The 25802-nt window shown below is 67.4% G+C and carries 26 protein-coding genes; 10 read left to right on the top strand and 16 right to left on the bottom strand.

Features of this window, described 5'->3' with window-relative positions:
- Nucleotides 1-70 precede the first annotated feature (70 nt).
- The 3 genes from QSJ19_RS11835 to QSJ19_RS11825 form a co-directional block, all read right to left on the bottom strand.
- Nucleotides 71-619 carry a TetR/AcrR family transcriptional regulator gene (locus tag QSJ19_RS11835; RefSeq protein ID WP_286320604.1) on the bottom strand — a complete coding sequence of 183 codons (549 nt, stop codon included), beginning with the start codon at nt 617-619 and terminating at the stop codon, nt 71-73.
- Between the two features lie 68 nt (nt 620-687).
- Nucleotides 688-1377, bottom strand: a complete 690-nt coding sequence (locus QSJ19_RS11830) for a hypothetical protein (RefSeq protein ID WP_286320602.1) — start codon at nt 1375-1377, stop codon at nt 688-690.
- 16 nt (nt 1378-1393) lie between these two features.
- Entirely contained in the window at nt 1394-2359 is a 966-nt protein-coding gene (locus QSJ19_RS11825; protein WP_286320600.1) for a DMT family transporter, read from the bottom strand.
- A gap of 83 nt (nt 2360-2442) precedes the next feature.
- On the opposite strand from QSJ19_RS11825, the gene QSJ19_RS11820 reads away from it, so the two are divergent.
- A complete protein-coding gene (locus QSJ19_RS11820) occupies nt 2443-3354 on the top strand; it encodes a LysR family transcriptional regulator (RefSeq protein WP_286320599.1) in 912 nt (303 codons plus the stop codon).
- Here QSJ19_RS11820 and QSJ19_RS11815 read toward each other — a convergent pair.
- From QSJ19_RS11815 to QSJ19_RS11805, 3 genes are read right to left on the bottom strand one after another with little or no spacing between them, the layout of a single operon-like run.
- Nucleotides 3345-4430 (bottom strand): DUF8320 family protein, encoded by a 1086-nt coding sequence (locus QSJ19_RS11815; protein ID WP_286320598.1) that lies wholly within the window; start codon nt 4428-4430, stop codon nt 3345-3347. The genes QSJ19_RS11820 and QSJ19_RS11815 overlap by 10 nt on opposite strands.
- Complete coding sequence (locus QSJ19_RS11810) at nt 4418-5587, bottom strand: ATP-binding protein (RefSeq protein ID WP_286320597.1); 1170 nt, start codon at nt 5585-5587, stop codon at nt 4418-4420. Before QSJ19_RS11810 ends, QSJ19_RS11815 begins: the two co-directional genes overlap by 13 nt.
- On the bottom strand, nt 5587-6249 hold the full coding sequence (locus QSJ19_RS11805) for a response regulator transcription factor (protein ID WP_286320596.1): 663 nt from the start codon (nt 6247-6249) through the stop codon (nt 5587-5589). Before QSJ19_RS11805 ends, QSJ19_RS11810 begins: the two co-directional genes overlap by 1 nt.
- A 186-nt stretch (nt 6250-6435) precedes the next feature.
- Here QSJ19_RS11805 and QSJ19_RS11800 point away from each other — a divergent pair, with 186 nt between their 5' ends.
- Entirely contained in the window at nt 6436-6927 is a 492-nt protein-coding gene (locus QSJ19_RS11800) for a hypothetical protein (RefSeq protein ID WP_286320593.1), read from the top strand.
- A 117-nt stretch (nt 6928-7044) separates the two neighbouring features.
- Entirely contained in the window at nt 7045-8214 is a 1170-nt protein-coding gene (locus QSJ19_RS11795; RefSeq protein ID WP_286320591.1) for an acyl-CoA thioester hydrolase/BAAT C-terminal domain-containing protein, read from the top strand.
- A gap of 29 nt (nt 8215-8243) precedes the next feature.
- On the opposite strand, the gene fgd is transcribed toward QSJ19_RS11795, so the two are convergent.
- Together fgd and QSJ19_RS11785 are read right to left on the bottom strand one after the other, a co-directional pair.
- Complete coding sequence (gene fgd / locus QSJ19_RS11790; RefSeq protein WP_286320590.1) at nt 8244-9260, bottom strand: glucose-6-phosphate dehydrogenase (coenzyme-F420); 1017 nt, start codon at nt 9258-9260, stop codon at nt 8244-8246.
- A gap of 111 nt (nt 9261-9371) precedes the next feature.
- Entirely contained in the window at nt 9372-9842 is a 471-nt protein-coding gene (locus QSJ19_RS11785) for a MarR family winged helix-turn-helix transcriptional regulator (RefSeq protein ID WP_286320589.1), read from the bottom strand.
- A 96-nt stretch (nt 9843-9938) separates the two neighbouring features.
- On the opposite strand from QSJ19_RS11785, the gene QSJ19_RS11780 reads away from it, so the two are divergent.
- The gene (locus tag QSJ19_RS11780) at nt 9939-10565 is read left to right on the top strand and encodes an NAD(P)H-dependent oxidoreductase (protein WP_286320588.1); all 627 of its coding nucleotides are present in this window, start codon (nt 9939-9941) and stop codon (nt 10563-10565) included.
- A 47-nt stretch (nt 10566-10612) separates the two neighbouring features.
- Nucleotides 10613-12523 (top strand): ABC transporter ATP-binding protein, encoded by a 1911-nt coding sequence (locus tag QSJ19_RS11775; protein WP_286320587.1) that lies wholly within the window; start codon nt 10613-10615, stop codon nt 12521-12523.
- A 28-nt stretch (nt 12524-12551) separates the two neighbouring features.
- On the opposite strand, the gene QSJ19_RS11770 is transcribed toward QSJ19_RS11775, so the two are convergent.
- From QSJ19_RS11770 to QSJ19_RS11755, 4 genes are all read right to left on the bottom strand, one after another.
- Complete coding sequence (locus QSJ19_RS11770) at nt 12552-12962, bottom strand: TIGR03668 family PPOX class F420-dependent oxidoreductase (RefSeq protein WP_286320586.1); 411 nt, start codon at nt 12960-12962, stop codon at nt 12552-12554.
- Nucleotides 12963-13062: 100 nt separating this feature from the next.
- Nucleotides 13063-13302: a hypothetical protein gene (locus tag QSJ19_RS11765; RefSeq protein ID WP_286320584.1), complete on the bottom strand. Its 240-nt coding sequence runs from the start codon at nt 13300-13302 to the stop codon at nt 13063-13065.
- Nucleotides 13303-13318: 16 nt separating this feature from the next.
- Nucleotides 13319-13756, bottom strand: a complete 438-nt coding sequence (locus tag QSJ19_RS11760; RefSeq protein WP_286320582.1) for a YidH family protein — start codon at nt 13754-13756, stop codon at nt 13319-13321.
- The gene (locus tag QSJ19_RS11755; RefSeq protein WP_286320581.1) at nt 13695-14669 is read right to left on the bottom strand and encodes an alpha/beta hydrolase; all 975 of its coding nucleotides are present in this window, start codon (nt 14667-14669) and stop codon (nt 13695-13697) included. The genes QSJ19_RS11760 and QSJ19_RS11755 overlap by 62 nt, the downstream gene beginning before the upstream one ends.
- A gap of 261 nt (nt 14670-14930) precedes the next feature.
- Here QSJ19_RS11755 and QSJ19_RS11750 point away from each other — a divergent pair, with 261 nt between their 5' ends.
- On the top strand, nt 14931-18791 hold the full coding sequence (locus QSJ19_RS11750; RefSeq protein WP_286320578.1) for a Pls/PosA family non-ribosomal peptide synthetase: 3861 nt from the start codon (nt 14931-14933) through the stop codon (nt 18789-18791).
- A gap of 198 nt (nt 18792-18989) precedes the next feature.
- On the opposite strand, the gene QSJ19_RS11745 is transcribed toward QSJ19_RS11750, so the two are convergent.
- A complete protein-coding gene (locus tag QSJ19_RS11745) occupies nt 18990-19415 on the bottom strand; it encodes a DoxX family protein (protein WP_286320577.1) in 426 nt (141 codons plus the stop codon).
- Nucleotides 19416-19601: 186 nt separating this feature from the next.
- On the opposite strand from QSJ19_RS11745, the gene QSJ19_RS11740 reads away from it, so the two are divergent.
- Nucleotides 19602-20957: a M1 family metallopeptidase gene (locus QSJ19_RS11740; protein ID WP_286320575.1), complete on the top strand. Its 1356-nt coding sequence runs from the start codon at nt 19602-19604 to the stop codon at nt 20955-20957.
- 14 nt (nt 20958-20971) lie between these two features.
- Nucleotides 20972-22246 (top strand): lipopolysaccharide biosynthesis protein, encoded by a 1275-nt coding sequence (locus QSJ19_RS11735; RefSeq protein WP_286320574.1) that lies wholly within the window; start codon nt 20972-20974, stop codon nt 22244-22246.
- Here QSJ19_RS11735 and QSJ19_RS11730 read toward each other — a convergent pair.
- Nucleotides 22186-23058 (bottom strand): glycosyltransferase family 2 protein, encoded by an 873-nt coding sequence (locus QSJ19_RS11730; protein WP_286320816.1) that lies wholly within the window; start codon nt 23056-23058, stop codon nt 22186-22188. The genes QSJ19_RS11735 and QSJ19_RS11730 overlap by 61 nt on opposite strands.
- Before the next feature lie 49 nt (nt 23059-23107).
- On the opposite strand from QSJ19_RS11730, the gene ppgS reads away from it, so the two are divergent.
- Both ppgS and QSJ19_RS11720 read left to right on the top strand, forming a co-directional pair.
- A complete protein-coding gene (gene ppgS, locus QSJ19_RS11725; protein ID WP_286320572.1) occupies nt 23108-23827 on the top strand; it encodes a polyprenyl-phospho-N-acetylgalactosaminyl synthase PpgS in 720 nt (239 codons plus the stop codon).
- Nucleotides 23828-23832: 5 nt separating this feature from the next.
- Nucleotides 23833-24180: a DUF2304 domain-containing protein gene (locus QSJ19_RS11720; RefSeq protein ID WP_286320570.1), complete on the top strand. Its 348-nt coding sequence runs from the start codon at nt 23833-23835 to the stop codon at nt 24178-24180.
- Between the two features lie 21 nt (nt 24181-24201).
- Here QSJ19_RS11720 and QSJ19_RS11715 read toward each other — a convergent pair whose 3' ends face one another.
- Both QSJ19_RS11715 and rfbA read right to left on the bottom strand, forming a co-directional pair.
- Complete coding sequence (locus QSJ19_RS11715) at nt 24202-24834, bottom strand: dTDP-4-dehydrorhamnose 3,5-epimerase family protein (protein WP_286320569.1); 633 nt, start codon at nt 24832-24834, stop codon at nt 24202-24204.
- Nucleotides 24835-25710 carry a glucose-1-phosphate thymidylyltransferase RfbA gene (gene rfbA / locus QSJ19_RS11710; RefSeq protein WP_286320568.1) on the bottom strand — a complete coding sequence of 292 codons (876 nt, stop codon included), beginning with the start codon at nt 25708-25710 and terminating at the stop codon, nt 24835-24837.
- Between the last annotated feature and the right edge of the window lie 92 nt (nt 25711-25802).

Genomic DNA, 25802 nt, shown 5'->3' with positions numbered 1-25802 from the left:
CAGCGTTACACTTTCACACTAACTGTCACGCGGGAAAAGACCCACCCCGGGTTCGAAGTGGCTCGAATCCTCACTTCACGATCGCACGCACGACCAGGTCGGCGATCTCCTCGTCGGAGAGCGCGCTGTCGGGGATGAGCATCAGCGAGTAGATCGTGCGCACCAGGAACTCGGCCGCACCCTGCGAGTTCGGATAGAGCTGATCGCCGATCTCGGGTTCGAGGTCGGGCAGGGTCTCGGCGACGATCTGATGGATCAGGGTCGGTCCGGCACCGTCCTTCGTGGTGACGAGTGCGCGCACGATCTCTTCGGGCTCATTACGCAGGATGTATTGCAGCGCTTCGTGTTCCCGGATGTAGGGCAGGACGTTGCGGATCTGCGCACGGACCTTGCCGGCCGGATCGGGCGCGGTGTCGGACCACTCGCGCAGCTTCACCCGCAGAGTCGCGACCTCCCGCTCGACGATCGCCGCGACGAGCGCGTCCCTGCCGCCGAACATCCGATACGCCGTCGCGCGGGCCACCCCGGCCTGCCGCGCGACGGAGGTCAGGCTCAATGCCTTGGCGCCGAAGCGGGAGACGACGGCGACTCCCACGTCGACCATGCGGTCACGATCCATGGCTCACAACGGTATCGGAGAACGGTGGCGTCGGAGAACGACCGCGTCCGGTCGTGACTCCGGTCGGCTCAGCCGACCGGCGGGGTGGTCGTCGTGGTCGTGGTGCGGGGCGGCTCCTCCGTCGGCGCGATGGGCCGGACCGGGGACGACGGTTCCTCGGTGACGGTGGGCGTGATCGTCGTGGTGGTGCGACGCGGAGGCGCCGGCAGCGTCACCGTCGGCGATGAGGTGCGCTCGGGAGGGGCCGGCCGGACGAACTGGCTGCGGGTCGGCGTCCGACGCTCGGGAGCCGCGAATCGTGCGGTGAACACCGCGGTCCGGGAGACCTCCTTGCCCACCGGCACCGCGCTCTGGCAGTCGATCACGTAGGCCTGTGCGCCGGCGAGCGCTGACGTCGCCGAGACCACGCCGCGTTGCTTCGGCGCCAATGTCGTCGAGGCGACCGGTTGCGCGGCCCCGACCCGGCCGAGGGTGCAGACCACGGGGACGGGCGCAGAACCGTTGTTGCGCAACTCCACCCGGACCGTCCGGTCGGTGACGCGGAATCCGCAGTCGGGACTCGGCCCGACACCGGAGAAGGAGCCGCATGACGACGTGACGAACGACGGGGCGGCGGCGGTCGGCGACGGGCCGATGACCGCGATCGTGATGCCGCTGCCCACCGCGACGACCGCGGCGGCGGCGATGGATACCGTCAGCTTGCGCATGCGACATCTCTCCTCGACGGTCCCGCGATGGTCACGGGTCATCCTTGTCATGTTTCCACCTAGGAGACTAGCCAGTCCCGGACGAACTCGGCACCCCCTCGTCGTCGGAAATCCCGACGAATCGGTCGGTCCGACGCGGCGGCCACCGCAGCAGGCCGCGTCCGATGGCCACGCCGGCCAGGCAGAGGACACCGCCGACGATCCGTAGGGCCGACGGGAGTTCCCCGAGGAAAAGCCACGACATCCCGATGACGATCGCCGGCACGACGAGCGTTGTCGCCGCCATCGCGCCCGCGTCGGTGCGCGACAACGCGTACGCCCAGGTCGTGAACGCGATCGCCGTCGGTCCGACACCCAGGAAGACGATGGCGACCAGTTCGCCGGCACTCGCGGCACCGAGTTCACGCACCGCGGCCGGCGCGAAGGGAAGTGTGGCCACGAGACCGGCCACCGCACCGAGCCAGGTCGCCATGACGGCGTCCACCTCCCGCAATGCGACCTTCTGCAGGAGAACCCCGGCCGCGTAGAGCACCGCCGTCATCAGGCCCAGCATCAGACCGAGCCAGTCGGCGTGCGCGCTGTCGCCGCCGACCGTGATGAGGACGACCCCGCTGAAGGCCACCACGATCCCGACCACGAGCGATCGAGTGAAGCCCTCACCGAGGAAGAACCCGGCGTACACCGCGACGATGATGGGCGCGACGTTCACCAGCAACGCGGCGGTCCCGGCGTCGAGATGCTGTTCGGCCCAGTTCAGCAGAACGCTGTAGCCGCCGAACCAGGCGACCCCGTACGCGATGACCAGCCCGAGTGCCCGACCACGCGGCCAGCTCGGGGCCGGCGTGCGGCCCGCCATCCGCACTCGCGTGATCACGAGGATGACGGTGAGGGCGATGACGCCGAACAGCAGCCGGAGGAAGGCCATCGCACCGGGCGAGAACACCGGGCCGAGGTCACGGATGACGACGAATGCCGACGCCCACAGCACGACGGTGACGGTCGCGGCGACGGCGGGCAGAGGGATCGTGCGCATGTCCACCAGCATCGCCACCAGTAGACGTAAGCACAAGTGACTTTTCATTGCCGACGATTAAGCATCACTGTAGCGTTGCGCCCATGATCGATCCACATCGTCTCCGCGTGTTCCGGGCCGTCGTCGCCGAGGGTTCCATCGGAGGAGCGGCGGGAGCCCTCGGGTACACGTCGTCGGCGGTCAGTCAGCAGATCGCCACCCTGCAGCGGGAGACCGGCCTCGCTCTCCTCGAGCGCGACGGTCGCGGGGTGCTGCCCACCGAGGCGGGTCGCATTCTGGCCGACGAATCGGCAGGCGTCTTCGATCACCTGGCCCGGATCGACGGAGTGATCCATGATCTGCGTGAAGGTCGGGCGGGTCGCCTGTCGATGAACTACTTCGCCTCCGCGGGCACGACCTGGATACCACCGATCGTCGCGTCCATCACGCGCGAGTTCCCCGACATCCGACTCGACCTCCGGCTCGTCGAATTGGTCGAGGAGGGGCGGCCCGGACCTGACGTCGAGGTGTACGTGGCGGGTGCCGCGACGTCGGCGATGACCGGCTACGACTGCCTGCCGTTGGTGACCGAACCGTATTACGCAGTGGTCCACGCAGATTCGGACCTCGCCGAACACGATCGGGTGACGCTGGCCGAGTTGAGCACGCGATCATGGGTGGACAACGACATCGCGCGCGGACCGTGCCGTCAGACGCTGCTGGACGCGTGCACGGCAGTCGGATTCACTCCCGATTTCGCCGTGCAGACCCAGGACTATCCGACCGCGACCCGGTTCGTCGCCGCCGGCGTCGGCCTCACCGTCGTGCCGGAACTCGCGCTCGTGGGCCTTCCCGACGGCGTGGTCGCGGTACGTATCGACGATCCGACTCCGACACGGTCGATCTGGGTGCGCCGCCACCATCGGGTGGCCGGTCATCGTGCGGTCGACCGCATCGTGGACCTGCTCCAGAACTCGGTGAACCACCCTCCAGGGACGGGTCGACGTCAACGCTGAGTCCGTTCCAATGATGCGTTGAACCAGACAGCGTCGAACTCTCGGCTGCGCACCAGACCGTCGCAGGTGACCACTGACGTGACGATCACCTCTCGTCCCGGGGGCTGGATACGGATGACCACGGTCCCCGCCGCGACATCATCGAGACAGGCCGCGAGTTCCGAGTACAGCCGCTGCCGCGCTGCCGCGCCGACGTGCCGTCCGTCGAGCCCGCCGTCGTCGAGAAGTTGCACCGCGACACCGCGCTCGCGGGCCGCCCACGCAGCACGGTTGATCTCGGGGACATCGAGGCCTCGTGCTCGGATACCGTCGCGGAGAAGCGCTTCGAGTAGGCCTGTGCGGGCGATGTCCTCGGAGCTGAGGTTCTCCCCGTCCGCGATGGCGCTCAGCACCGGCCGCGCCAGAGCATCCAGCCGGGCTTTCTGGGCGGCACGTTCGATCCGTGCGGCCTCCGATGCCGCGAGATCCGCCATCATCGTCGTCTGTGTCTCACGAAGCCGGAAGAGAGCGTCGACCGCCGGTCGCATCAGCCAGGCGAAGTAGGTCGCCATCACCAGCACCCCGGCATTGGACAGGAACATCCCCACGACCGCCGACACCGCTCCGTGCGAGCCGAGGGTCATCGCGAGGACCGCGACGAACGCCATGACCTGCCCGGCCCACGCGTACAGAACCCGGCCACGCACGCAGAGGAACGCACACAGCACCACGCCTCCCCCGATGGCCGCCGATGCCTGGAGTGGATCCTCGAGGGGCGTCGGCAACGCGGGCCAGAAGATCGACGCCTGCACAGCGGGAATGAGTGCGATCACCGCGGCCGGCCACGTCGGGAGTGGATCACCCGCGGTCGTCAGCAGCGTTGCAGCGCCCACCACCAGTAGGAGTAGCGAGACCATCGCCGGGGCGAGTTGCGCCCCGACTCCGGACGAGCCGATCGTGACCACGGCCCCGGCGAGTACGAAAACGCCTGCCACGCCGAGAGCCCACCGCGAGTGCATACCGATGATCGTCGGAGCGTCGTTTCGCCCGCGCCGCTCGGCGGCCACCCGCCCCCGCCGTTCTCTCAGCGATTCCATTCGAGCTCCACCGTTGTCCCTGAACCTCGTCGGCTGTAGACCGCCGACCGACCACCGGGGAGACTGTCCATCCGTGCAGTGATGCTCAACGCGATACCCAGACGGCCTCCGCCGAGGTCGTCGGCACCGAATCCCCGGCCGAAGTCGGTGATCCTCACGACGAGACGGTCGATGTCCACCATCACACTGATCGTCCGCTGGGCATCCGGTCCCGCATGCCGGACGCTGTTGCGCAGCGCTTCGCCCGTCGCAGCGCCGACGACCGCGACAGCCGAGACCGGAAACATCTGTGCCATCGCGGTCTGGGTAACGGTGGGCACGACCGTCGACTGATCGTCGATCTCTGTGCATACCGAGCGGATTCTCGCGACGACGGCGATCGCCCCGACCTCGCCCTCGCGCATCGGATCGCCGTTCAGCGCATCCAGTTCGGCGAGCGCCGTGCGCGCATGCCGGGACGTACTGGGCTCATGCGGAGCCCGATGCGCCTCTAGCAAGGTCGCGAGGACCTGATCGTGGACCAGGGCATCGAAGCGTGCACGTTCGTGGTCACGCGCTGCACGCGCGGCGGCGGCAGCCGACTCGTGTTGCACGAGATCTCTTGTCTCGTCCAGTGTTCGGGCGGTGCGGACAGCGATGAGGACCGCCACCACGAACACACAGCTGAAAGCAGTCGCCCACACCGACTCGTAGATCACCCGGACGGCCGTCGGTCGCGTGCTGATCAGACCCAGTTGGTTCGTGAGGCTGGACAGAATCGAGGCGACGACCTGGATGCCCACCGCCCACGTCGCGCGCAGCACCAGAGCCGCGCTCAATCCGGCGAGACCGGAGAAGATCACCAGCCAATTGCTGCGCAGATCCTCCACCCTGGTCCCGTTCCACGCGATCAGCCAGAGAACATTCGAGGTCAGATAGCCGCCCGCGGCGGAGACCGCGAGAAGGTGCATCGTCCTGAGAACCGCGCGGAAGCTCGCTACCAACAGCGCCAAGCCGGGTAGAAAAGTCAGGAACAGGACCGTTGGTGTCCACCACGCGGACACCAACTCGGCGGCGCGCCCGAACTCCGGGGCGGACACCGCCAGATACCCGAGGTAGCCGAGCCCGACGAACCGCGCGAGCAGTCGTTGGATGCGCCGGCCGTCCGGCGCCGCCATCACGAGCGATGGTGCGGCGGGTGCATCGGTAACAATCCGTCCTCGACCGCACGTTTGAACAGTTCGAGCTTGGTCCGTGCCGGCCGCCCGGCCTCCGCATACTTCTGGCGAATCCTCTTCAGATACTCGTGCACCGTATCGACTTGTACATTCATGAGCTCGCCGATGCGACGTGAGGTCTCGCCATTGGCATAGAGGGTGAGCACGCGCTGGAGTTGAGGGCTCAGTCGCACTCGTTCGAGGTCGGGGTCGGCGTCGATCGCCGCGGCCCACTCCATACCCAGCACCTCCTCACCCCGAGCGGCTGAGGTGATCGCATCGACGACCTCGTCCTGCTCCGCACTCTTACGGATCACGCCGAGGACTCCTGCTCGCGCCGCAGACCTCACTAGTTCGGGCTGATCCCCAGAGGTGTAGACAAGTACATGGATGCCCAGGGCACGGAACCGTTCGACGTTGTCCTCAGGTGACGTGCCATCGGCGAGACGCAGGTCGAGGATCACGACGGCGAGATCTGAAGTCGTGTGCAGCAATTCGTCGACGGTCGCGGCCGACGCCACGAGGCGCAACCGGCCGTTGTCCTCGAGTATGCGTTCGATCCCCCATATCGCAGATCGGTGATCGTCCACGATCCCGACGCGAAATCCGCTGTCCGCCGTCATGTCACCTCCCGCGCTCCGCACACGGCCCGTGGATCATTCTGGCAGCTGATGACTTTCATGGGAGCCACAACGGCGAATCGCAGCCGGAGCCCGCGACCTGGATACCCCCATCTTTGGGACTTATCCGGGCCTCGCATGCTTCATACGCTCGGATGATCCACCGAAGGATCGACAAAGGAGATCGCCATGAGATCACATCGAAGTGTCGTTCGGCTCGTCACTGCGATCGCCTCGGCGCTCGCGGTGACGTTGGTCCTCGCGGGCGTGACGACCACCACGTCCGCAGCAGCTCGCCCGATTCCACCCGGAGGGTCGAGCGCGGTTCTCGTGATCACGAACCAGACCGGAATGCCTCTGACACTCAGCCGGTTCCCCGACACCAGCGTGGGTGCAGGCAGCTCGTCGGACTTCCGCTGGATCGATGCACCTCCCGCCACCCTGAACATGGGCCAGACCACGGTGGTCAGGGCCTGGACCTCGAATCCGGCAACGATGGGTGTCGAGGTGACCTATTCGTACACCTACCGCTTCGACACCACGACCACCTACCGATCCTCGCTGGGTCACATCTTCGGATACACCACCCTCCAGGACACCGGCGCATCTGCGGGAGAATCCGTCTACGCCAACATCTTCCGCTACGGGCCGGCCATGGGTGCGACATTCGTCCTGTCCTGACACACGGCCGCCACACCCCAGCCACGGATGCACCTCCATGTGATCGACACCGGCGACGGGCTCGTTGACTCACCCGTTCGGTTCCAGGTGACAGGGACCTCGGCGACAACGGTCGACTTGGACGTATACGGCGTCGATGCGAACGGGCGGCGTTGGCGGTCATCGGGTAGACATCCGGTCGGCGGGAACGGACTCCTCGACATCGCCGACAACGATGAACCGTGGGTCACCATGCAGCCCGTGATGACGTCGCGCGCCGTACCGACACTGTTCGAGGCGTGCGATTCGGCGCTCGAGTTCACCGCCACCGCATCCGATGGCTCCGAGGTGTCCAGCACGACCCTTCGTCGGGTGTGGGGACGCGGGTTGGTCTGCGAAGATCTTCGAGGGCCAGGGTGGGAGCTCCACACGTACCGACCGGCCGACGACGACAGTTCCCTGCCCGGCGTGATCGTCGTCCCTGGCACGATGGTCACGCGCTCCACCTGGGCTACTGCCGCATTGTTCGCCTCACACGGGTACGCGACGTCGGTCCTGGCCTACACCGGCCGTCCCGGACTCCCGGATTCCGTAGCCCGGATTCCTGTGGAGGCGATCGCCCACGGGATCGAGGCATTTACTGCGAGACCGTATGTCGACGACGGCGCGGTCGCGATTCACGCGTCCTCGATCGGCGTGCAGACAGCGTTGACGACGGTGGCCATGACCCGCTCGCCGCTCCGAGCGATCGTGGCCGTCGCGCCCAGCCACGTCGTCTTTCAATCCCTACGCACCGACGGACCTCCCGAGCAGGTGTCGTCCCTCACCCACGAGGGGATCGATCTGCCCTACGTACCCGTCCGTGCCGAACGTCTACTCGGCCAGGTGACGATGAACATGGTGCGCCGCAGCCTCCTTGCCGGGCGGTCGTCGATGGCCATGGCGACGACGAAGGCCTACGAGGCGGGATTGCGGGATCATCACGCGGTCGCCGATGCCGCCATCCCGGTAGAGCGGATAGACTGCCCGATCCTGGCGATCGCCGGCACAAACGACCGGTGCTACCCCGCCGCCGAGATGGCCCGGGCGATCATCGATCGCCGGATCCGGCTCGGTGCCGATCGCTGTGCCGACGACGAACTGTTGATCTACCCGCGCGTCGGACACTTCATCCGTCCGCCGGCGGTACCGACCACGGTCACCCGTTCCGCCGGACTGATCGGCGGCGGCGCTCCCGAGGACGTCGCCACAGCTCAGCGGCACGCGTGGACACGGACATTGGAGTTCCTGCTCGAGCACCTCAGCTGAACGAGTGCGCGCCGGTCCTTCACCCAAGCTCACACTCTGAGTTCGCGGAGCCTCGGCGCGAGATCCTTCTCGAAATTGGTCAGGAACCGCTGCTGATCATGGCCCGGCGCATGGAACACCAGATGATTCAGCCCGGAATCGGTGTAGAACTTCACCTTCTCCACCGCCTCATCCGGATCCGAGGCCACGATCCACCGCTTGGCCACCTGCTCGATCGGCAACTCGTCGGCCAGACGCTCCATCTCCGTCGACGAGTTCACACTGTGCTTCTGCTCCGCGGTCAACGACAGCGGCGCCCAGAATCGCGTGTTCTCCAACGCCAGCTCCGGATCCGGATCGTAGGAGATCTTGATCTCGATCATCCGATCGATCGTCTCGAAATCCCGCTCCGCCTTCTCCGCACCCTCCTTGACCGCCGGGATCAACTTCTCCTGATACAACTCCGCACCCTTGCCCGAGGTACAGATGAAACCGTCACCGGCCCGCCCGGCATAGCGCGCCACCACCGGACCCCCCGCGGCCACATACACCGGGATCGGTTGCTCGGGAACGTCATACATGTACGCGCCCTGCGTGTGGTAGTAGTCGCCGTCGAAATCGACCTCCTCGCCGGTCCACAACTCCCGCATCAACCGGATCGACTCCCGCAGCCGCGCGAAGCGTTCCTTGAACTCCGGCCACTCACCCTGAAAACCGGTCGCATACTCGTTGAGCGCCTCACCGGTACCCACCCCGAGCATGATCCGCCCCGGATACAGACACCCCATCGTCGCGAACGCCTGCGCGATCACAGCCGGGTTGTAGCGGAAGGTCGGCGTCATCACCGACGTCCCGATCTGCACACGTTTCGTGCGCTCACCGACGGCGGCCATCCACGCCAACGAGAACGGCGCATGCCCACCGTTGTGCCGCCACGGCTGGAAGTGGTCACTCACCGCGACCGAGTCCATCCCGTGCTCCTCGGCCGCCACCGCGATCTCCACCAACTCACGCGGATCGAACTGCTCCGCCGACGCCTTGAACCCCAGTTTGAGTTCTGCTGACATGTCTGACCTCGTTCCTGCCGGCCGCGGCCGTCGAGCTCGCGGACTTCTCACCGATCGATCACTCTGTGACCAACGTACTCAGCTCGAATGGTTGTGCCGACGCGAGGCGGGTCAGTCCGATGCGAACGTGGCGCCGAAGGCGCGGTCGAACGCGGACAGCGTCGCGAGGGTCACCCGCATCTCCCGGGCCGAGACGTCCGGGAAATCGGCGCGCGCAGCGGCGAACAGATCGTCGCCACGGTGCACCATGTCGGTACCCGACTCAGTCAGCCTGATGTCGTTCTCCCGCCGCGAGTGTTCCGATCGCGACACCGAGATCAGGCCCGCCGACACCCCGTTGTCGATCTGTCGGCTGACCGTCGACTTCGTGAGGCCGAGCCGGTCGGCGATCATCTGCTGATTCAGCCTCCCCGGGTACGCGTCGATCGTGGACAGCACGAGGAACTGTGGCAGCGAGATCCCGAGCCCCGTGCGGAACAGGGCGTCGCCGGTCCGGTCCATCAGTCCGGCGACCCGCCGGAGGAGGAACCAGAACCGCGCGAAGTCATCCGGCAGGTCGGGGAGCTCGTCGGCGCCGCGCATCGGACAACCGTAACAAGGTTTGACGTACAACGGTTCATGGAGTATCAGTTGATATTACAACTGTTGCTAATTCAACCTTTCCCCCCGGAGGTCGCCATGCGAACCCTCGTCATCCTCGATCACCCGTACACGCTGGCCTCGGCCGCCGACGTCGAACACGAACGCAGTTTCTCGGCCGCTGTCGCCGCGGCAGCGATCCGCGGAGCACGTTCGGCCGGACACGAGGTCGATGTCATCGATCTGGCCGCCGACGGCTTCGATCCGGTGATGAGCGCCGACGACCTGCGTGCATGGCGACTGCAACAGGTCGTCGATCCCGTGGTCGCCGACTATCAGCAGCGCATACTCGCCGCGAATCACCTCGCCTTCGTCTTCCCCATCTGGTGGGAGGCGATGCCGGCAGCGACCAAGGGCTTCCTCGATCGGGTGCTCACCCAGGGCGTCGCCTATGAGGAGATCCGCGGCGCGAAGGGCAATCCGTTCCGCAACCTGATGACCGAACTGCGAGGAGTGTCGGTGCAGACGGTGATGACCACACCGCATCCCGTGTACCGCTGGTGGTTCGGAGATCCGGTCACCAAGATCATGTTTCGCGGGACCTTCGGGAAGATTGGCGTGCGCAACCTCCAGTGGCACAACTACGCCAACGTCTCGGCCGCATCTGACCGGCGGCGGGCTGCACTTCTGGCAGCCACCGAACGCCGGTTCGCAACCTGTTCGTGACGGTCCGAGTGGACTTCAAGTGAGCTTTAAGTTCTACCGTGGTCGGCATGAGCATGGAATCGGTGGGCTGGGACACCATGTACAAGTCGATGAACGCGCCACAGGCGCGGGCACTCAAGGGCGAACGCCGCGCGACGCTGCGTCGGATCGCCGGTTTCGCGCAGCCGCATCGTCGTCGGATCGTGGTGTTCCTGGTGTTGTCGGTGGTGACCGCATTGCTGACGGTGGTGACGCCACTATTGGCCGGGCGAGTGGTCAATCTGATCACCGGCGGTGGCGGCGGCGGCGCCATCGTCGGACTGGCGTTGTTGATCGCCCTGATCGCCGTCGTCGAGGCCGCAGCCGGAATCGGCACACGCTGGTTCTCGGCGAACATCGGCGAGGGTCTGATCCTCGATCTGCGTCGATCGGTGTTCGATCACGTCCAGAAGATGCCGGTCGCGTTCTTCACCCGGACGCGGACCGGCGCGCTGGTCAGTCGCCTGAACAACGACGTCATCGGGGCACAACGTGCGTTCAGCGACACACTGTCGGGCGTGGTGTCGAATGCCGTCACGCTCGTGTTGACCCTCGGCGTGATGATCGCGATCAGTTGGCAGGTCACGATTCTCGCGCTCGTCCTGCTCCCGGTGTTCGTCGTGCCGGCGCGTCGGATGGGTCGTCGGATGGCGGCGTTGTCGCGCGAGGCCGCGGAATACAACGCCCGCATGTCGACGCAGATGACCGAACGGTTCTCGGCTCCGGGCGCCACCCTGGTCAAGCTGTTCGGCCGCCCCGACATGGAGTCCTCGGAGTTCGCTGATCGCGCAGATCGCGTGCGCGACATCGGGGTTCGTCGTGCGATGCTCCAGGCGTACTTCATGACCGCGCTGACCCTCGTCTCGGCGCTGGCGCTCGCACTGGTCTACGGTCTCGGCGGATGGCTCGCCGTCGGCGGCCACCTGTCCGCAGGCGCCGTCGTCTCGCTGGCGCTCCTGCTCACCCGCATGTACGCACCGCTGACCGCGCTGGCCAACGCACGCGTCGAGATCATGAGTGCGCTCGTCAGTTTCGAGCGCGTCTTCGAGGTCCTCGATCTCGAACCGCTGATCGCGGACAAACCCGACGCCCGGCCGGTGCCGCAGGGCCCGGTGTCGGTCCGCTTCGGCGACGTGTCGTTCGCTTACCCGTCGGCCGACAAGGTGTCGCTGGCGTCGTTGGAAGAGGTTGCGCAACTGGACAACCGCGGCGGCTCGACAGTCCTGCACGACATCGACCTCGACGTGCCGGCCGGGACCATGACGGCGCTGGTCGGCAGTTCCGGTGCCGGGAAGTCGACGATCGCGAACCTCGCGACGCGCCTCTATGACGTCGACGCAGGCACCATCGAACTCAACGGCGTCGACATCCGAGACCTGCAGAGTGCGTCGGTGCATAGGACCGTCGGCCTGGTGACCCAGGACGGACATCTCTTCCACGACACGGTCCGCGCCAATCTCGCGCTCGCCGACCCGACGGTGACCGAACAGCAGATCTGGGATGCGCTGCGGCGAGCCCGCCTCGACGAGTTGGTGCAGTCACTGCCCGACGGGCTCGACACCGTCGTCGGCGAACGCGGTTACCGCCTGTCCGGTGGGGAGCGGCAACGGCTGACCATCGCCCGTCTGCTGCTGGCCCAGCCCTCGGTCGTCATCCTCGACGAGGCGACCGCCCATCTCGACTCGACGTCGGAGGCCGCGGTCCAGGAGGCACTGGGCGAGGCGCTCGTCGGGCGGACGTCGATCGTGATCGCGCATCGGTTGTCGACGATCCGGGCTGCCGACGAGATCGCCGTGCTCGAGCAGGGGCGCATCGTCGAACGTGGTGACCACGCCACCCTGCTCGCCCGCAACGGGCGCTATGCCGAGCTGTACCGCACCCAGTTCGCCGACGACGCACGGTCCGGGATCGTCTGCTGCGAGGACGAACTGACCGCCTGATCGCCCGACGGCAACCTCGATCCAGATCTCAGCTCGTGGCCGACCAACTGTGCCACCTGAGATCGCGGACGACGACGACCGGACCGTCGGGGCGATCCGTGCGGTACTGCGGGTACTTCGCGGCGAGCTGGTCGATGGCGCGGGCGCCCTCCGCGCTGTCCGGGCCGACGACCTCGGCTACGCCGTCGACTCGCACCCACCACAGTGAGGTCCAGTCGTCGTCGTAGTGGTCGACCAGCAGCGACACCATCGGGTTCGCCTCGATGTTCGCGAGTCGTCGGAGGCGTTGTGTCCGTTTCGGCTTGTGGTCGACGCAGAACGCCACCGTGTCGTCGGCGAGGGTGAACACCACCGGCACCAGGTGTGGTCGGTGGTCGTCACCGGCGGTGGCCAGGCGCGCCACCCGGGCGCCCTCGAAGCGATCGCGGGCCGAGGTCATCGTTCGCCGCGACGAACCGGGATTCGGTCGGTTGCCGCCGGCGCAGATGAGGTTGCCGTCGGCGGGAGCGGGCTTGCCGTCGGCGGGAGCGGGGCGTCGATCACGTGGCCGAGTCGTCGTCGGCGCCCCGCTCGGGGAACTTGCGACGGCGGAACTGCAGGATCACCAGCCCGATGTTGACGACGATGATGGCGATCCCGATGCCCACCCAGACCCAGCGGCCTTCCTGCCACCAGTTCACCGTCAGCAGCGCGACACAGATCATCAGAATCACCGAGCCGACGATGGTCATGCCGCGGGAGAAGCTCTGCGCGCCGCGCTGGAAGTCGTTGTTGATCATCGAAACGTTTCTCACCTCAGGTCTGGATCACGATCACCACGGCTATCGCCACGGCCACGATCACTATCCCAACGATCAGGAACGTGACGTGAGCTGGCCCCGGCATCGCGCCGCCGTCACGCAGGGCGCGACTGGTCTGGCGCCACCGCCACGCCCCGAGGAGGGCGATGATGCAACCGAGCGCCACCATGACCAGACCGAGAGCGGTCTCGAGGACCGGATGCTCGATGTTGCCGGCGACGTAGACGACGGCGACCCCGGCGGCCATGAAACCCAGGGCGGTTCGCACCCAGGCCAACACGGTGCGTTCGGCGGCGAGGGTGAACCGCGCGTCGACGCTGCCACGTACGGGCGTCGGTCCGTCCTCGCTGGTGGAGTCATCGGGCCCGGACTCAGCCGGCCCGCTGGTCCTTCCGGTCGTCAGCGTCCTTGGCCTCTCGAATGGCTTGGGCAACGAATGCGGCGGTCACCTCGATGGCGTGCAACGTCTCCGGATGCCGGGTCGTGAGCACCGGGAACGCGTGCACCTGCCAAGAGTAACTGTGCGCGACGGCGTCGACGCCCACTTCGTCGAGCGACTCCACCAGACCGATCGCGTCCGGCTCGAGCATCTCGCCCTCGGCCGTGATGATGACCGTCGGCGGGAAGTCCTCGTCGGCCACGTCGGGGACACGACGGGTGCCCTGGAATGCGACGGGCCCGCGACCGAACAGTGCGGCCAGCTGCCGCATCTTGCTCTGCGGGATGTAGGCGTCGGACCGGCTGCTGCGATCCGGGTTGGTGCCGACCTCGAGGTCGAGCAGCGGAGAGATACCGATGAACGCGGTCGGCCGCGGGAGGCCCTCCTGGGCGGCCGCCTCGATGACCTTCCCTGCGAGGAATCCCCCGGCCGAATCGCCCGCGACGATGACCCGACGGTAGCCGCGCTCCCCGACCAGTTCGCGGTAGGCGCCGACTGCATCGGCCACCGAGGTCCCGACGCCGAAAGCGGGCAGCTGCCGGTACTCCACCGAGAAGACCGGGAGTTCACAGGCCTTCGACAATCGGCTCGCAATCGATCGGTGAGACCCGAGGCCGCACACCACGAAGGCCCCGCCGTGGAGGTAGAGGATCGCCGCCTCCGAGTCGCGGCGCGACGGTCCGGACGGCATGATCAGCTCGACGGGTCTACCGTCAAGAGTCATCTGCTCCCGGACGACGCCCCCCGGCTTCGGTCCCACCGCGAGGACCCGGTCGATCAGGAACAGCCCGGCCATCCCCGGCTTGTTCAGCGGCCACAGGGACAGCGCCGGTCGCAGGAGTGTTCGTGTACCGAGCCACATCGGAAAGGACAGGAGACTCGGTTTGCGGTGGTGCACAATCGGCATTGCTCATCCCTCGTCATCACAATGCTCAACACGCCCGTGGCAGGCGCGCCACACCCCCCGATGGGTTCGTGCTGAGATATGTCAGTGCGAAAACTACACCGGTCCTGTGATGCTGTGCCCGTGATCCGGCAGGTTTCGCGCCCAACCTCACCGATCGGACAGGCCGAGACCTGCGCCACTGAATGTTCACCCACGTCACAGATACTGGACGGATTCGTCGGCTATATTCCTCCGTTCGTGCCGAGACGATGGTGGTGACGAGTGGTCATCCCTCCCCAGTTCCTCCTGTCACCGCAGGCCAGCGCTCCGCGCACCCTCTGCGACGTCCTCGACGAGACCGCTGCGAGGTTCCCGGATTCCCCGGCGATCGACGACGGTGATCTGTCTCTCACGTACTCCCAGCTCCTCTCACTCGTCCGCCGCGGGGCCGAGCGACTGAGCGCCGCGGGCGTCGGACGCGGCGGGCGTGTCGGCATCCGCATGCCGTCGGGCAGCCGCGACCTCTATGTCGCGATCCTGTCGACGCTGTACGCGGGCGCCGCCTACGTCCCGGTGGACGCCGACGACCCAGACGAGCGCGCCGAACTGGTGTTCGGCGAGGCTCGGGTCGACGCCGTCCTCGGCCCGGGTGGCGTGACGGCGCTGCCCGAGCCCGCCGACGACCCGGCCCCGCAGCGCCCCACCGTCGACGACGACGCCTGGATCATCTTCACCTCGGGATCGACGGGCACCCCGAAGGGTGTCGCCGTCACCCACCGCAACGCGGCCGCCTTCGTCGACGCCGAGGCACGCATGTTCCTGCTCGACGACCCGCTGGGTCCGGACGACCGCGTGTTGGCCGGGTTGTCGGTGGCCTTCGACGCATCGTGCGAGGAGATGTGGCTCGCGTGGCGGTACGGCGCCTGCCTGGTCCCGGCTCCCCGCGCTCTGGTGCGCAGCGGGATGGACCTGGGCCCGTGGCTCGTCCAGCGCGACATCACCGTCGTCTCGACGGTGCCGACGCTCGCCTCGCTGTGGCCGCCGGAAGCCCTGGAAGCTGTGCGGCTGTTGATCTTCGGCGGCGAGGCCTGCCCACCCGAGCTCGCCGAACGGCTCGCGGTCGAGGGTCGGGAGGTGTGGAACACGTACGGTCCGACCGAGGCCACCGTCGTCGCGTGCGCGGCACCGCTCGACGGCACGGGCCCGGTCCGCATCGGATTGCCGCTGCCCGGTTGGGATCTCGCGGTCGTCAGTCCGGATGGTCGGCCGGTGGCCGAGGGCGCCGTCGGCGAGCTCGTCATCGGCGGCGTCGGCCTGGCCCGCTACCTCGATCCCGCCAAGGACGCCGAGAAGTACGCACCGATGCCCACGCTGGGTTGGGAACGGGCTTACCGCAGTGGCGATCTCGTCCGCCTCGACCCGGCGGGCCTGCTATTCCAGGGGCGCGCCGACGATCAGGTGAAGGTCGGCGGCCGGCGGATCGAACTCGGCGAGATCGACAATGCACTGCAACAACTTCCGGGTGTCAGCGGCGCGGCGGCGGCGGTGCGCAAGTCGGCGGCGGGCAACAGCCTGCTCGTCGGCTACCTGGTGTCGCCGCATCCGGATTTCGACGTCGCCGCGGCACACGCCACGCTCGTCGACCAGCTCCCCGCCCCGATGGTGCCGCGTCTGGCCCTGGTCGACGAGCTCCCGACGCGGACCTCGGGCAAGGTGGACCGCAACGCGCTGCCCTGGCCGCTGCCGGGGACCGCATCGTCGGAGAAGTCCGAGGATCTCAGCGACACCGAGGTCTGGGTCGCTGCGTGCTGGACCGATGTCCTCGGCGTCGTCATCGAGGATCCACGCGCCGATTTCTTCGCCGAGGGTGGCGGTTCGCTGGCGGCGGCCCAACTGGTCACCGCGCTGCGGACCCGCTATCCCGACATCACCGTCGCCGACCTCTACGATCATCCCCGCCTGGGTTCGCTGGCCGAGATGCTCGACGCACGGACCCCGTCGCGCGTGGTCGTCGAGCGCGACGTGACACCGACGCCTCGTCGGGCCGGACTCGCCCAGCTCGCGTTGTCGATTCCGTTGACCACGCTCACCGGATTGCAGTGGGCCACCTGGCTCGGCGTCGTCAACAACGTCGCCATCGAGGTCGTCGACCGGGCGGGCCGCGACGTGCCGTGGCTGGTGCCGGTGAACTGGTGGGTGCTGCTCGTCGCGTTCCTGGTGTTCATCACCCCGCCCGGGCGCATGGCGATCGCCGCGACCGGCTCCCGGCTGCTGCTCGCCGGCCTGACGCCCGGAACATATCCGCGCGGGGGCGGCACGCACATCCGACTCTGGGTGGCCGAGCGCCTGCTCGAGGCGAGCGGCGCCGCGAATCTCTCCGGCGCGCCCTGGATGATCCACCTGGCGCGCGCGTTCGGTGCGACGATCGGGCGCGGCGTCGATCTGCACACGATTCCCCCGGTCACCGGGTTCCTCACCATCGGCGACGGCGCGTCCATCGAGCCCGAGGTCGATCTCGCCGGGTGGTGGATCGACGGTGACCGCGTGCACATCGGGGAGATCGTCATCAAACGCGGCGCCTCGGTCGGGGCACGCTCGACATTGCTGCCGGGCGCGGTCGTCGGACGCGACGCGGAGGTGGAACCCGGATCGGCGGTGCGCGGCCGGGTCAAGGCCGGACAGCATTGGGCCGGCTCACCGGCGGCCAAGGTGCGCAAGGCCGCTCACCCGTGGCCGGATCACCGTCCGCCACGCGGGACACAGTGGGTTCCGGTCTACGTCATCTCGTCGATACTGCTGGCTGCCATCCCGCTGATCGCGCTCGGTGCCGGGCTGGCCGTGATGGGGTCGTGGGCCCTGCACGCCGACCGGCTGCGCAGTGTCGGGCTGCGCTGCCTCGCCCTGCTCCCGGTGGCGACACTGACCAGCCTCATGGTCTTCGCCGTCATCACCGCGGTGCTGGTGCGTCTGTTGTCGCTCGGGCTGTCGAAGGGCTATCACCCGGTCCGGTCACGGGTCGGCTGGCAGGTGTGGATGACCGAACGCCTCCTCGACGCCGCCCGCACCTACCTGTTCCCGCTCTACGCGAGCCTGCTGACGCCGTGGTGGTTCCGCATCCTCGGCGTGAAGGTCGGCACCGGGACCGAGATCTCGACGGCGTTGGTCTTGCCGAAGTTCACCGCCATCGGCGACGGAGCATTCCTCGCCGACGACACCATGGTCGCCTCCTACGAACTCGGGGGCGGCTGGCTGCACATCGACGAGGCGAAGATCGGCAAGCGCTCGTTCCTGGGCAACTCGGGCATGACCGGACCAGGCCGCAAGGTACCCAAGAACAGCCTGGTGGCCGTGTTGTCGGCGACACCGGACCGCGCGAAGTCCGGGTCCAGCTGGCTGGGCAGTCCGCCTGTCCGGCTACGTCGCACGGCAGCCGCCTCCGACACCTCACGCACCTTCCACCCGTCGTGGAAGCTGAAGGCGGCGCGGTCTGTCGTCGAGACCCTGCGCATCATCCCGGTGATCGTGTCGTTCGGCCTGGGCATCTTCATGCTGATCGGGCTGCAGTACATCGCGCAGCACTCGGCGTACTGGGTCGCCGCTCTCGTGAGCGGATTGCTGCTGCTGGTCGCCGGTGCGGCTGCCTGTTGCATCGCGGCGGCCGCGAAGTGGCTGGTCGTCGGCCGGATTCAGGTGTCCGAGCATCCGCTGTGGAGTTCGTTCGTGTGGCGCAACGAGTTGTCGGATGCGTTCGTCGAGACCGTCGCCGCGCCGTGGTTCGCGAACGCGGCGACCGGCACACCGATCCTGAACCTGTGGCTGCGGATGCTCGGCGCACACATCGGCAAGGGCGTCTGGTGTGAGACCTACTGGCTGCCCGAGGCAGACCTGGTGACCCTCGGCGACGGCGCGACCGTGCAACGTGGATGTGTGGTGCAGACGCACCTGTTCCACGATCGGGTGATGGCGATCGATCAGGTGGTGCTCGAGGCCGGATCGACGCTCGGGCCTCATTGCGTCGCGCTGCCCGCCTCGGGTCTCGGCGAGAGTGCGACGGTCGGACCGGCCTCGCTGGTCATGCGTGGCGACGTGGTGCCGGCGCATACCCGCTGGCAGGGCAATCCGATCGTGCCCTGGAGCGGGTGAACTCCCCGCTGATCGAGTAGGCACCGAGCGAAGCGTGTACTGGGCAGATCGTGCGGAGGTTGCCGTTTGGTCCGGTCTGCGGACCAAACGGCAACCTCACCAGGGCCTACCTCACCCCGCCGATCGAGTAGGCACCGAGCGAAGCGAGGCGCCGCTGACGCTCCGACCTACTCGATCAACAGAAAGGGCAGGACCCGACTACTCGACGACAGCACCCCGACGGCGACGACGGAACACATAGTGGTCCGCCGCAGCGGTGCCCGCCTGGGCGAAGCCGACGGCGAGCAGGCCGGCGATGAGGGCGAGCGGGAGCTCGTATCCGCCATCGCTGTTCCAGAACCCGGCATCCCAGTGGGCGTAGGCGATTGCCCCGATCATGTCCGCGATCAGCAGGATCGACACGATCGGCAGCAACAATCCGAGGATCAGCAGGATGCCACCGATGAACTCGACCCAGGTCGCGTACTGCGCCGCCAGATCCGGAGCGGGGACGCCCATGGCATCGAATCCCTTCTCCACGTTGCTGATTCCGTTGGTGTGCAGCTTCTGCCACCCGTGCATGATGAAGATGTAACCGAGAATCAGTCGCGCCAAGAAAAATGTCACGCTGCGTACACCGAACATGGTCTCCCTTTCGTTCCCGACCCCAATGAAGCGGACTGCGGTCCGGTTTGGTTCTCCAGCTTCTCACGACCTTGCCGCCCGGTGCAGCCGGGGTGCGGCAGGTAACCTAAGTGTCCGCGACCGACGACGGCAGCGGGGGAAAACGCGCCGCGACACCTGGTCGCTTTCGAACAGACAGGAGAGTCAGTGCCGGGAAAGTCGGCCAAGGGTCCACGTCAGCCCCTTCTCGGCGCTCCCCTCGACGCTCTCGATCCGTACCTGCCCGACAACGGCAACCTCGGGTACCGCATCTCGCGGTACGACCTGGATCTCGAGTACAAGGTCACGCCGAACCGGCTCGAAGGCGTCGCCACGCTGACCGCGACGTCGTTCATCCATCTGCAGCGTTTCACCCTGGACCTGGCGTCGACGATGTCCGTGTCGCGGGTATCGGTGAACGGCAAGCGCGCCCGGTACTCCCATCGCAACCGCAAACTCGCGATCACCCCCGACACCCCGATACCGCCGGGCGGCGCGATGACCATCGTGATCCGGTATTCGGGAACGCCGCGACCCATCCGCGGTTCCTGGGGTGAAGTCGGCTGGGAGGAGCTCACCGACGGCGCGTTGTGTGCCAACCAGCCCAACGGCGCGGGGTCCTGGTTCCCGTGCGACGACCACCCCAGCGCGAAGGCCCCCTACCGGATCGTCATCACCACCGACAGCCCGTACTACGCCCTGGCCAACGGTGTGCTGGAGTCCAAACGCACCCGGGCCGCCCAGACCACGTGGGCCTACCACCAGGTGGAACCGATGCCTACCTATCTGGCCTCGGTGCAGATAGGGATGTACAAGAGAAAGACGTTGGCCACCAAGCCGGTACCGGTCACGGCGATCCTGCCGCCCCGGCTGATGCGCACCTTCGACATCGACTTCGGCCGGCAGGTCGAGATGCTCGAGGCCTTCGTCGAGATGTTCGGCCCGTATCCGTTCCCCGGCTACACCGTCGTCGTCACCGACGACTCGCTGGAGATCCCGATCGAGGCGCAGAGTTTCTCGACCTTCGGAGCGAACCATTGCGACGGCACCGGCCACGCCGAACGGCTCGTCGCCCATGAACTCGCCCATCAGTGGTTCGGGAACTCGGTGACCCTCTCGCGGTGGCGCGACATCTGGCTGCACGAGGGGTTCGCCTGCTATGCGGAGTGGCTGTGGAGTCAGCACTCCGGCGGCAGGAGCGCCTCCGAGTGGGCCCGCCACTACTACGAGAAACTCGCCGCACATCCGGTGCGGGCCACCCTGGCCGATCCCGGTCCGCGACGGATGTTCGACGACTGGGTCTACAAGCGCGGTGCGTTGACGTTGCACGCCCTGCGGCTGAGCATCGGCGACGGCAACTTCTTCGCGCTCCTGCGTCGCTGGACCGACAAGTACCGCTACGGGTCGGCCACCACCGAGGACTTCATCGCCCTGGCCGCGAACTACTCGACGATGTCCCTCGGACCGCTGTGGGACGAATGGTTGTTCACCGCCGCGCTGCCGTCGTTCCCCGGGCCGTCCTGAGCGAACCGACCGCGATGTCCGACGACGACCGCCTCCCGGCAGCGGACCCTCCCGCCGCCGGGGCACTCGGTCGGGTGACGATCGCGACGCTCGTCGCAGCGGCCTCCGGCTACCTCGTACTCCTGCTCGCCGCACGATATCTCGGTGCGGCGGGTTACGCGGTGTTCGCCGTCTTCTGGGCCGCCTACGGCATGGTGACCGGCTCTCAGAACGGACAGCTGCAGGAGACCACCCGCACGGTGCGCGCCGCCGTCGACGGACACTCCGCGACCACCGCTCGTCCCTGGCTGGTCAACACCGCGATCGGGGGGATCCTCGGCGCGATCGTCGCGGCGACCTCGCCGCTGTGGAGTGCCCATGTGTTCACCGACCATCGCTGGCTGTCGGTGGTGCTGTTGTCGGTCGGGGTGGCGTCGTTCGCCGTCTATGCGCACCTCGCGGGTGCGCTGTCGGGATCGGTGTCCTGGGGTGCGTTCGCCGTCCTGCTGTCCGTGGACGCACTGATCCGTCTCGTCGGCGCCGTCATCGCGGTCGTCGTCGGAGCCGATGTCACGGCGTTCCTGATCATCACCGTCACCGGTTCCGTGTCCTGGATGCTGCTCCTGCTGACATCGCCGTCCGCCCGGCACGCGGTCGGTCTCCCCGGCGACGTCGGGTCGCGACGGCTGACCGCCAACACGCTCACCGCCATGGCCGCGGCCGCGGCGAGTGCCGTTCTGGTGATGGGATTTCCGGTACTCATCAATGCCACGGCCGGGCGGTCCGCGGACACCGCGACCGTCGGGGCTGTGGTCCTCGCCGTCACCCTCACCCGGGCGCCGCTGCTGGTGCCGCTGAACAGTTTTCAGGGTGTGCTGATCACGCGTTTCGTCGACGGTCGCGACCACCTCGCGACGGCGCTGCGCGCGCCCGCCACGGGCGTGGCGGCCATCGGCGTCGCCGGTTCAGGCCTCGCCTGGCTGGCCGGACCGTGGCTGATGACGAGCGTATTCGGCGCCGATTTCCGGTTGCCCGGCGCGACACTGGCGGCCCTGACGATGGGCGCGACGGTGCTCGCACTGCTGACCGTCACCGGTGCCGCGGCGATCGCGGTGGATGCGCATCGCTGGTACGCGGCAGGCTGGTGGTGCGCGACCGTCGCGTCGGTCGCGCTACTGCTGATACCGGTGGGAGTCCAGGGCCGTGTCGCGCTCGCCCTGGCCGGCGGTCCCGTCGTCGGGATGCTGGTTCACGCCGTCGCGTTGGGCCGCCGCAACACGGTTCCGACGGCCGCCGCCACCCGCGACTGAGCGTGATTGAGGCGCGACGTCGCGTGCAGCCGGGCGGCCCGCGCGGCACGCGGCCACCGGCGCTCCGCGCATCGTCGTGCCTCGGTGGCGAAGAAGGCGTTCTCCTCCGCGAAGCGCCGGCCGTCGACGGCCTGCACTGAACTCACCGACGCGTCGTGGCGTCGATAACGGAAGATGACGGTGGGGTCGTGGACGAGGGAGCCGCCGTCGGCGGCCAGGTCGACGAGCAGGGCCAGGTCGAGCACGATCTCGAGGCCGGGCCGGAAACCCACCTCGCGGACGGGCGCAGTGCGCCACAGCAGCGACGGAAAATACGTCCAGTTCCCGTGGTAGAGGCTGGTCGCCATCGACTCACCGGCGAGCACGACGGGTGTCCCCGGAGATGCGTTCGGCGACAGGACGGACTTGATCCGATCCGCCAGCGGTCGTACGACGCGGTCGCGGTCGTCGATGACCTCGACGCCGGGCGCCACGACGGACGCATCCGGGTGCGCGGCCGCGAGTGCGCGGACGGTCCCGAGGTAGTCCGGCAGCATCACGTCGTCGCAGCCCATCACCACGAAGTGGTCGGCCTCGACCAACTCGACGCATCGTCGGAAGTTGCCGTTCACCCCGAGGTTGGTCGTGTTGCGGTGATAGTGCACCCGCGGGTCGGTGAGGGACTCCAGCCAGACACGCGGCTCGGCATCGGGGTAGCAGTCGTCGACGACGACCAGCCGCAGGTCGCCGTCGCGCTGACCCAGCACACTCGACACCGCCTGCCGGAACTGCGCGACATCACCGTAGAACGGCATCATCACGTCGATCGGCACGCGACCAGGGTAGGTCATCGCCGCGGGGGCCTCGGCTAGGGTTACCGTCATGACCTCGGGCTCCACCAGCAACGATGACGTGTGGCTGGTCATACCCGTCTTCAACGAGGCCGAGGTGATCCGGGACGTGGTGACCGCGGCCGCGCGGACCTTCCCGAACATCGTGTGCGTCGACGACGGCAGTCGGGACGGGTCGTCGGCCGAGATCCGTGCCGCCGCGGCATCTGCCGACGGCATCCGCCTCGTCCGCCATCCGGTCAATCTCGGTCAGGGTGCCGCGATCCAGACCGGGGTCGAGTACGCGCGCGCCCAGCCGAACGCCCGCTTCTTCGTCACCTTCGACGCCGACGGTCAGCATCGCGTCGAAGACGTCGTCGCGATGGTCGGCCGGCTGCGCACCGAGCCGGTCGACATCGTCGTCGGCACCCGGTTCGCCGAGGGGCGCAGCGAATCGGTACCACTCGTCCGACGAATGGCGTTGCGCACCATCGTGTTCCTGAGTCCGCGTACACGTCGACTCGGATTGACCGACGCGCACAACGGGTTACGCGCCTTCAATCGGACCGTCGCCGACGACCTCGACCTGATGATGAGCGGAATGAGCCACGCCTCCGAGTTCGTCGCACTCATCGACCACTACCAGTGGCGGGTCACCGAACAGCCCGTGACGATCCTCTACACCGACTACTCACGAGCCAAGGGGCAGTCCCTGATCAACGGCGTGAACATCGTCGCCGACGGTCTGCTCCACGGCCGTATGAGGAAGTGAGCCCGATGATCTGGTTGCAGATCCTGGCGATCCTGGGCGTGCTGGCCTTGGTCGCGTTCTTCATCGTCCACCGCGGGACCGCTCGCGCGTCGGCCGGGGTGAAGCTGCTGTTCGTCGCGTTCGTGGTGTTCGGTGTGTATGCCATGCTGCGCCAGGACGACGTCACCTGGGTGGCCAACAAGATCGGTATCCAGCGTGGCCTGGATCTGGTGCTGTTCCTGCTGGTCATCGCGTTCGCCTTCACCACGGTCTCGACCTACCTGCGCTTCCGCGAGCTCGAGATCAAATACGCGCGGCTGGCGAGGGCGATCGCGTTGCAGAATGCGGAGAATCAGTCTCCCGACCAGCGGTGATCTCGGCCCCACGCACCCCGGCTACTCACCCACCGGACCCGACGCCAACCCTCGCAGATACCCGGTGACGTCGTCGAACACCGGCAACAAACCCACGTCCCGCGCCGCCGACAATCCCGGCGCGGCGGTGTCCTTCGCCGACAGTTCGTACTCCAGGGGCGTGCCGTCCCGGGCCGTCGTCGGCCACTGGATCCCGAGTTCGGGGTCGAGGGGGTTGATGCCGTGTTCGGCGGTTGGGTTGTAGCCGGTCGAGCACAGGTAGGTGACCGAGGATCCGTCGGCGAGTGCGCAGAACGCGTGGCCGAGTCCTTCGGAGAGGTAGACGGCGCGGCGGTCGACGTCGTCGAGGAGCACGGTGTCGTATGTGCCGAAAGTGGGTGAGCCGACGCGGATGTCGACGATGACGTCGAGTATCGCGCCGGCTGGGCAGGTGACGTACTTGGCCTGTCCGGGTGGTACGTCGGCGAAGTGGACCCCGCGCAGCACGCCTGCGGCCGACACCGAGAGGTTGACCTGGGCGAGGTCGAGGCGGTGGCCGATGGCCTCGGCGAGCAGGTCACCTTTGAACACCTCCGCGAACAGTCCGCGGTCGTCGCCGTGCTGGACCGGCGTGATCTCCCAGGCACCGTCGATCGCCAATGGACGCAGCCGCATTCAAAGACCCTTTCCTCGTTCGAGCAGCTCCAGGAGATAGTCTCCGTAGCCCGACTTGCGCAGCTTCTCCGCGCGGGCGGCCAGCTCGGCGTCGTCGATGAACCCACGGCGCCAGGCGATCTCCTCCGGCACGGCGATCTTGAGACCCTGCCGCTGCTCGACGGTGCGCACGAAGTTGCCCGCGTCGAGCAGCGAATCGAAGGTCCCGGTGTCGAGCCACGCGGTGCCCCGCGGCAGGACCTGGACGGCGAGTTTTCCGCGGTCGAGGTAATGCGCGTTGATGTCGGTGATCTCGTATTCGCCTCGCGCACTGGGCTTCAGGTTGCGCGCGATGTCGACGACGTCGTTGTCGTAGAAGTACAGGCCGGGAACGGCGTAGTTGGATCGCGGCCAGTCGGGCTTCTCCTGCAGCGCAACCGCCGTCCCGGTCTCGTCGAAGTCGACGACACCGTACGCCGACGGATCGGCCACCCAATAGGCGAAAATCGCTCCGCCGTCGACATTCTCGAATCCCTGCAGGCGACTGCCCAGCCCTGGGCCGTAGAAGATGTTGTCGCCCAGCACGAGTGCGACCGAGTCGTCGCCGATGTGATCGGAACCCAGCACGAATGCCTGCGCCAGCCCGTCCGGCGACTGCTGCGTCACGTAGCTGATGCTGATCCCGAACTGACCGCCGTCGCCGAGCAGTCCACGGAACGCGGCACTGTCATGTGGCGTCGTGATGATCAGCACGTCACGGATACCCGCCAACATCAGCGTGGAGAGCGGGTAGTAGATCATCGGTTTGTCGTACACCGGAACCAGTTGCTTGCTGACGCCCTGCGTGATCGGGTGCAGGCGCGTACCGGTCCCGCCGGCAAGGATGATTCCGCGCATGTGGGACACAATAGTGTGAGCGCGGTCAGCGAACATCACCTGCACGCGTCGCTCGCCCACGAAAGGACACAGTCATGCGGGTTCTGGTCACC

This window comes from Gordonia sp. ABSL11-1 (genome assembly GCF_030315685.1).
Taxonomy (GTDB): domain Bacteria; phylum Actinomycetota; class Actinomycetes; order Mycobacteriales; family Mycobacteriaceae; genus Gordonia.
Note: the sequence above shows the minus strand (reverse complement) of the source record. Positions and strands in the feature narration are given on the sequence as shown.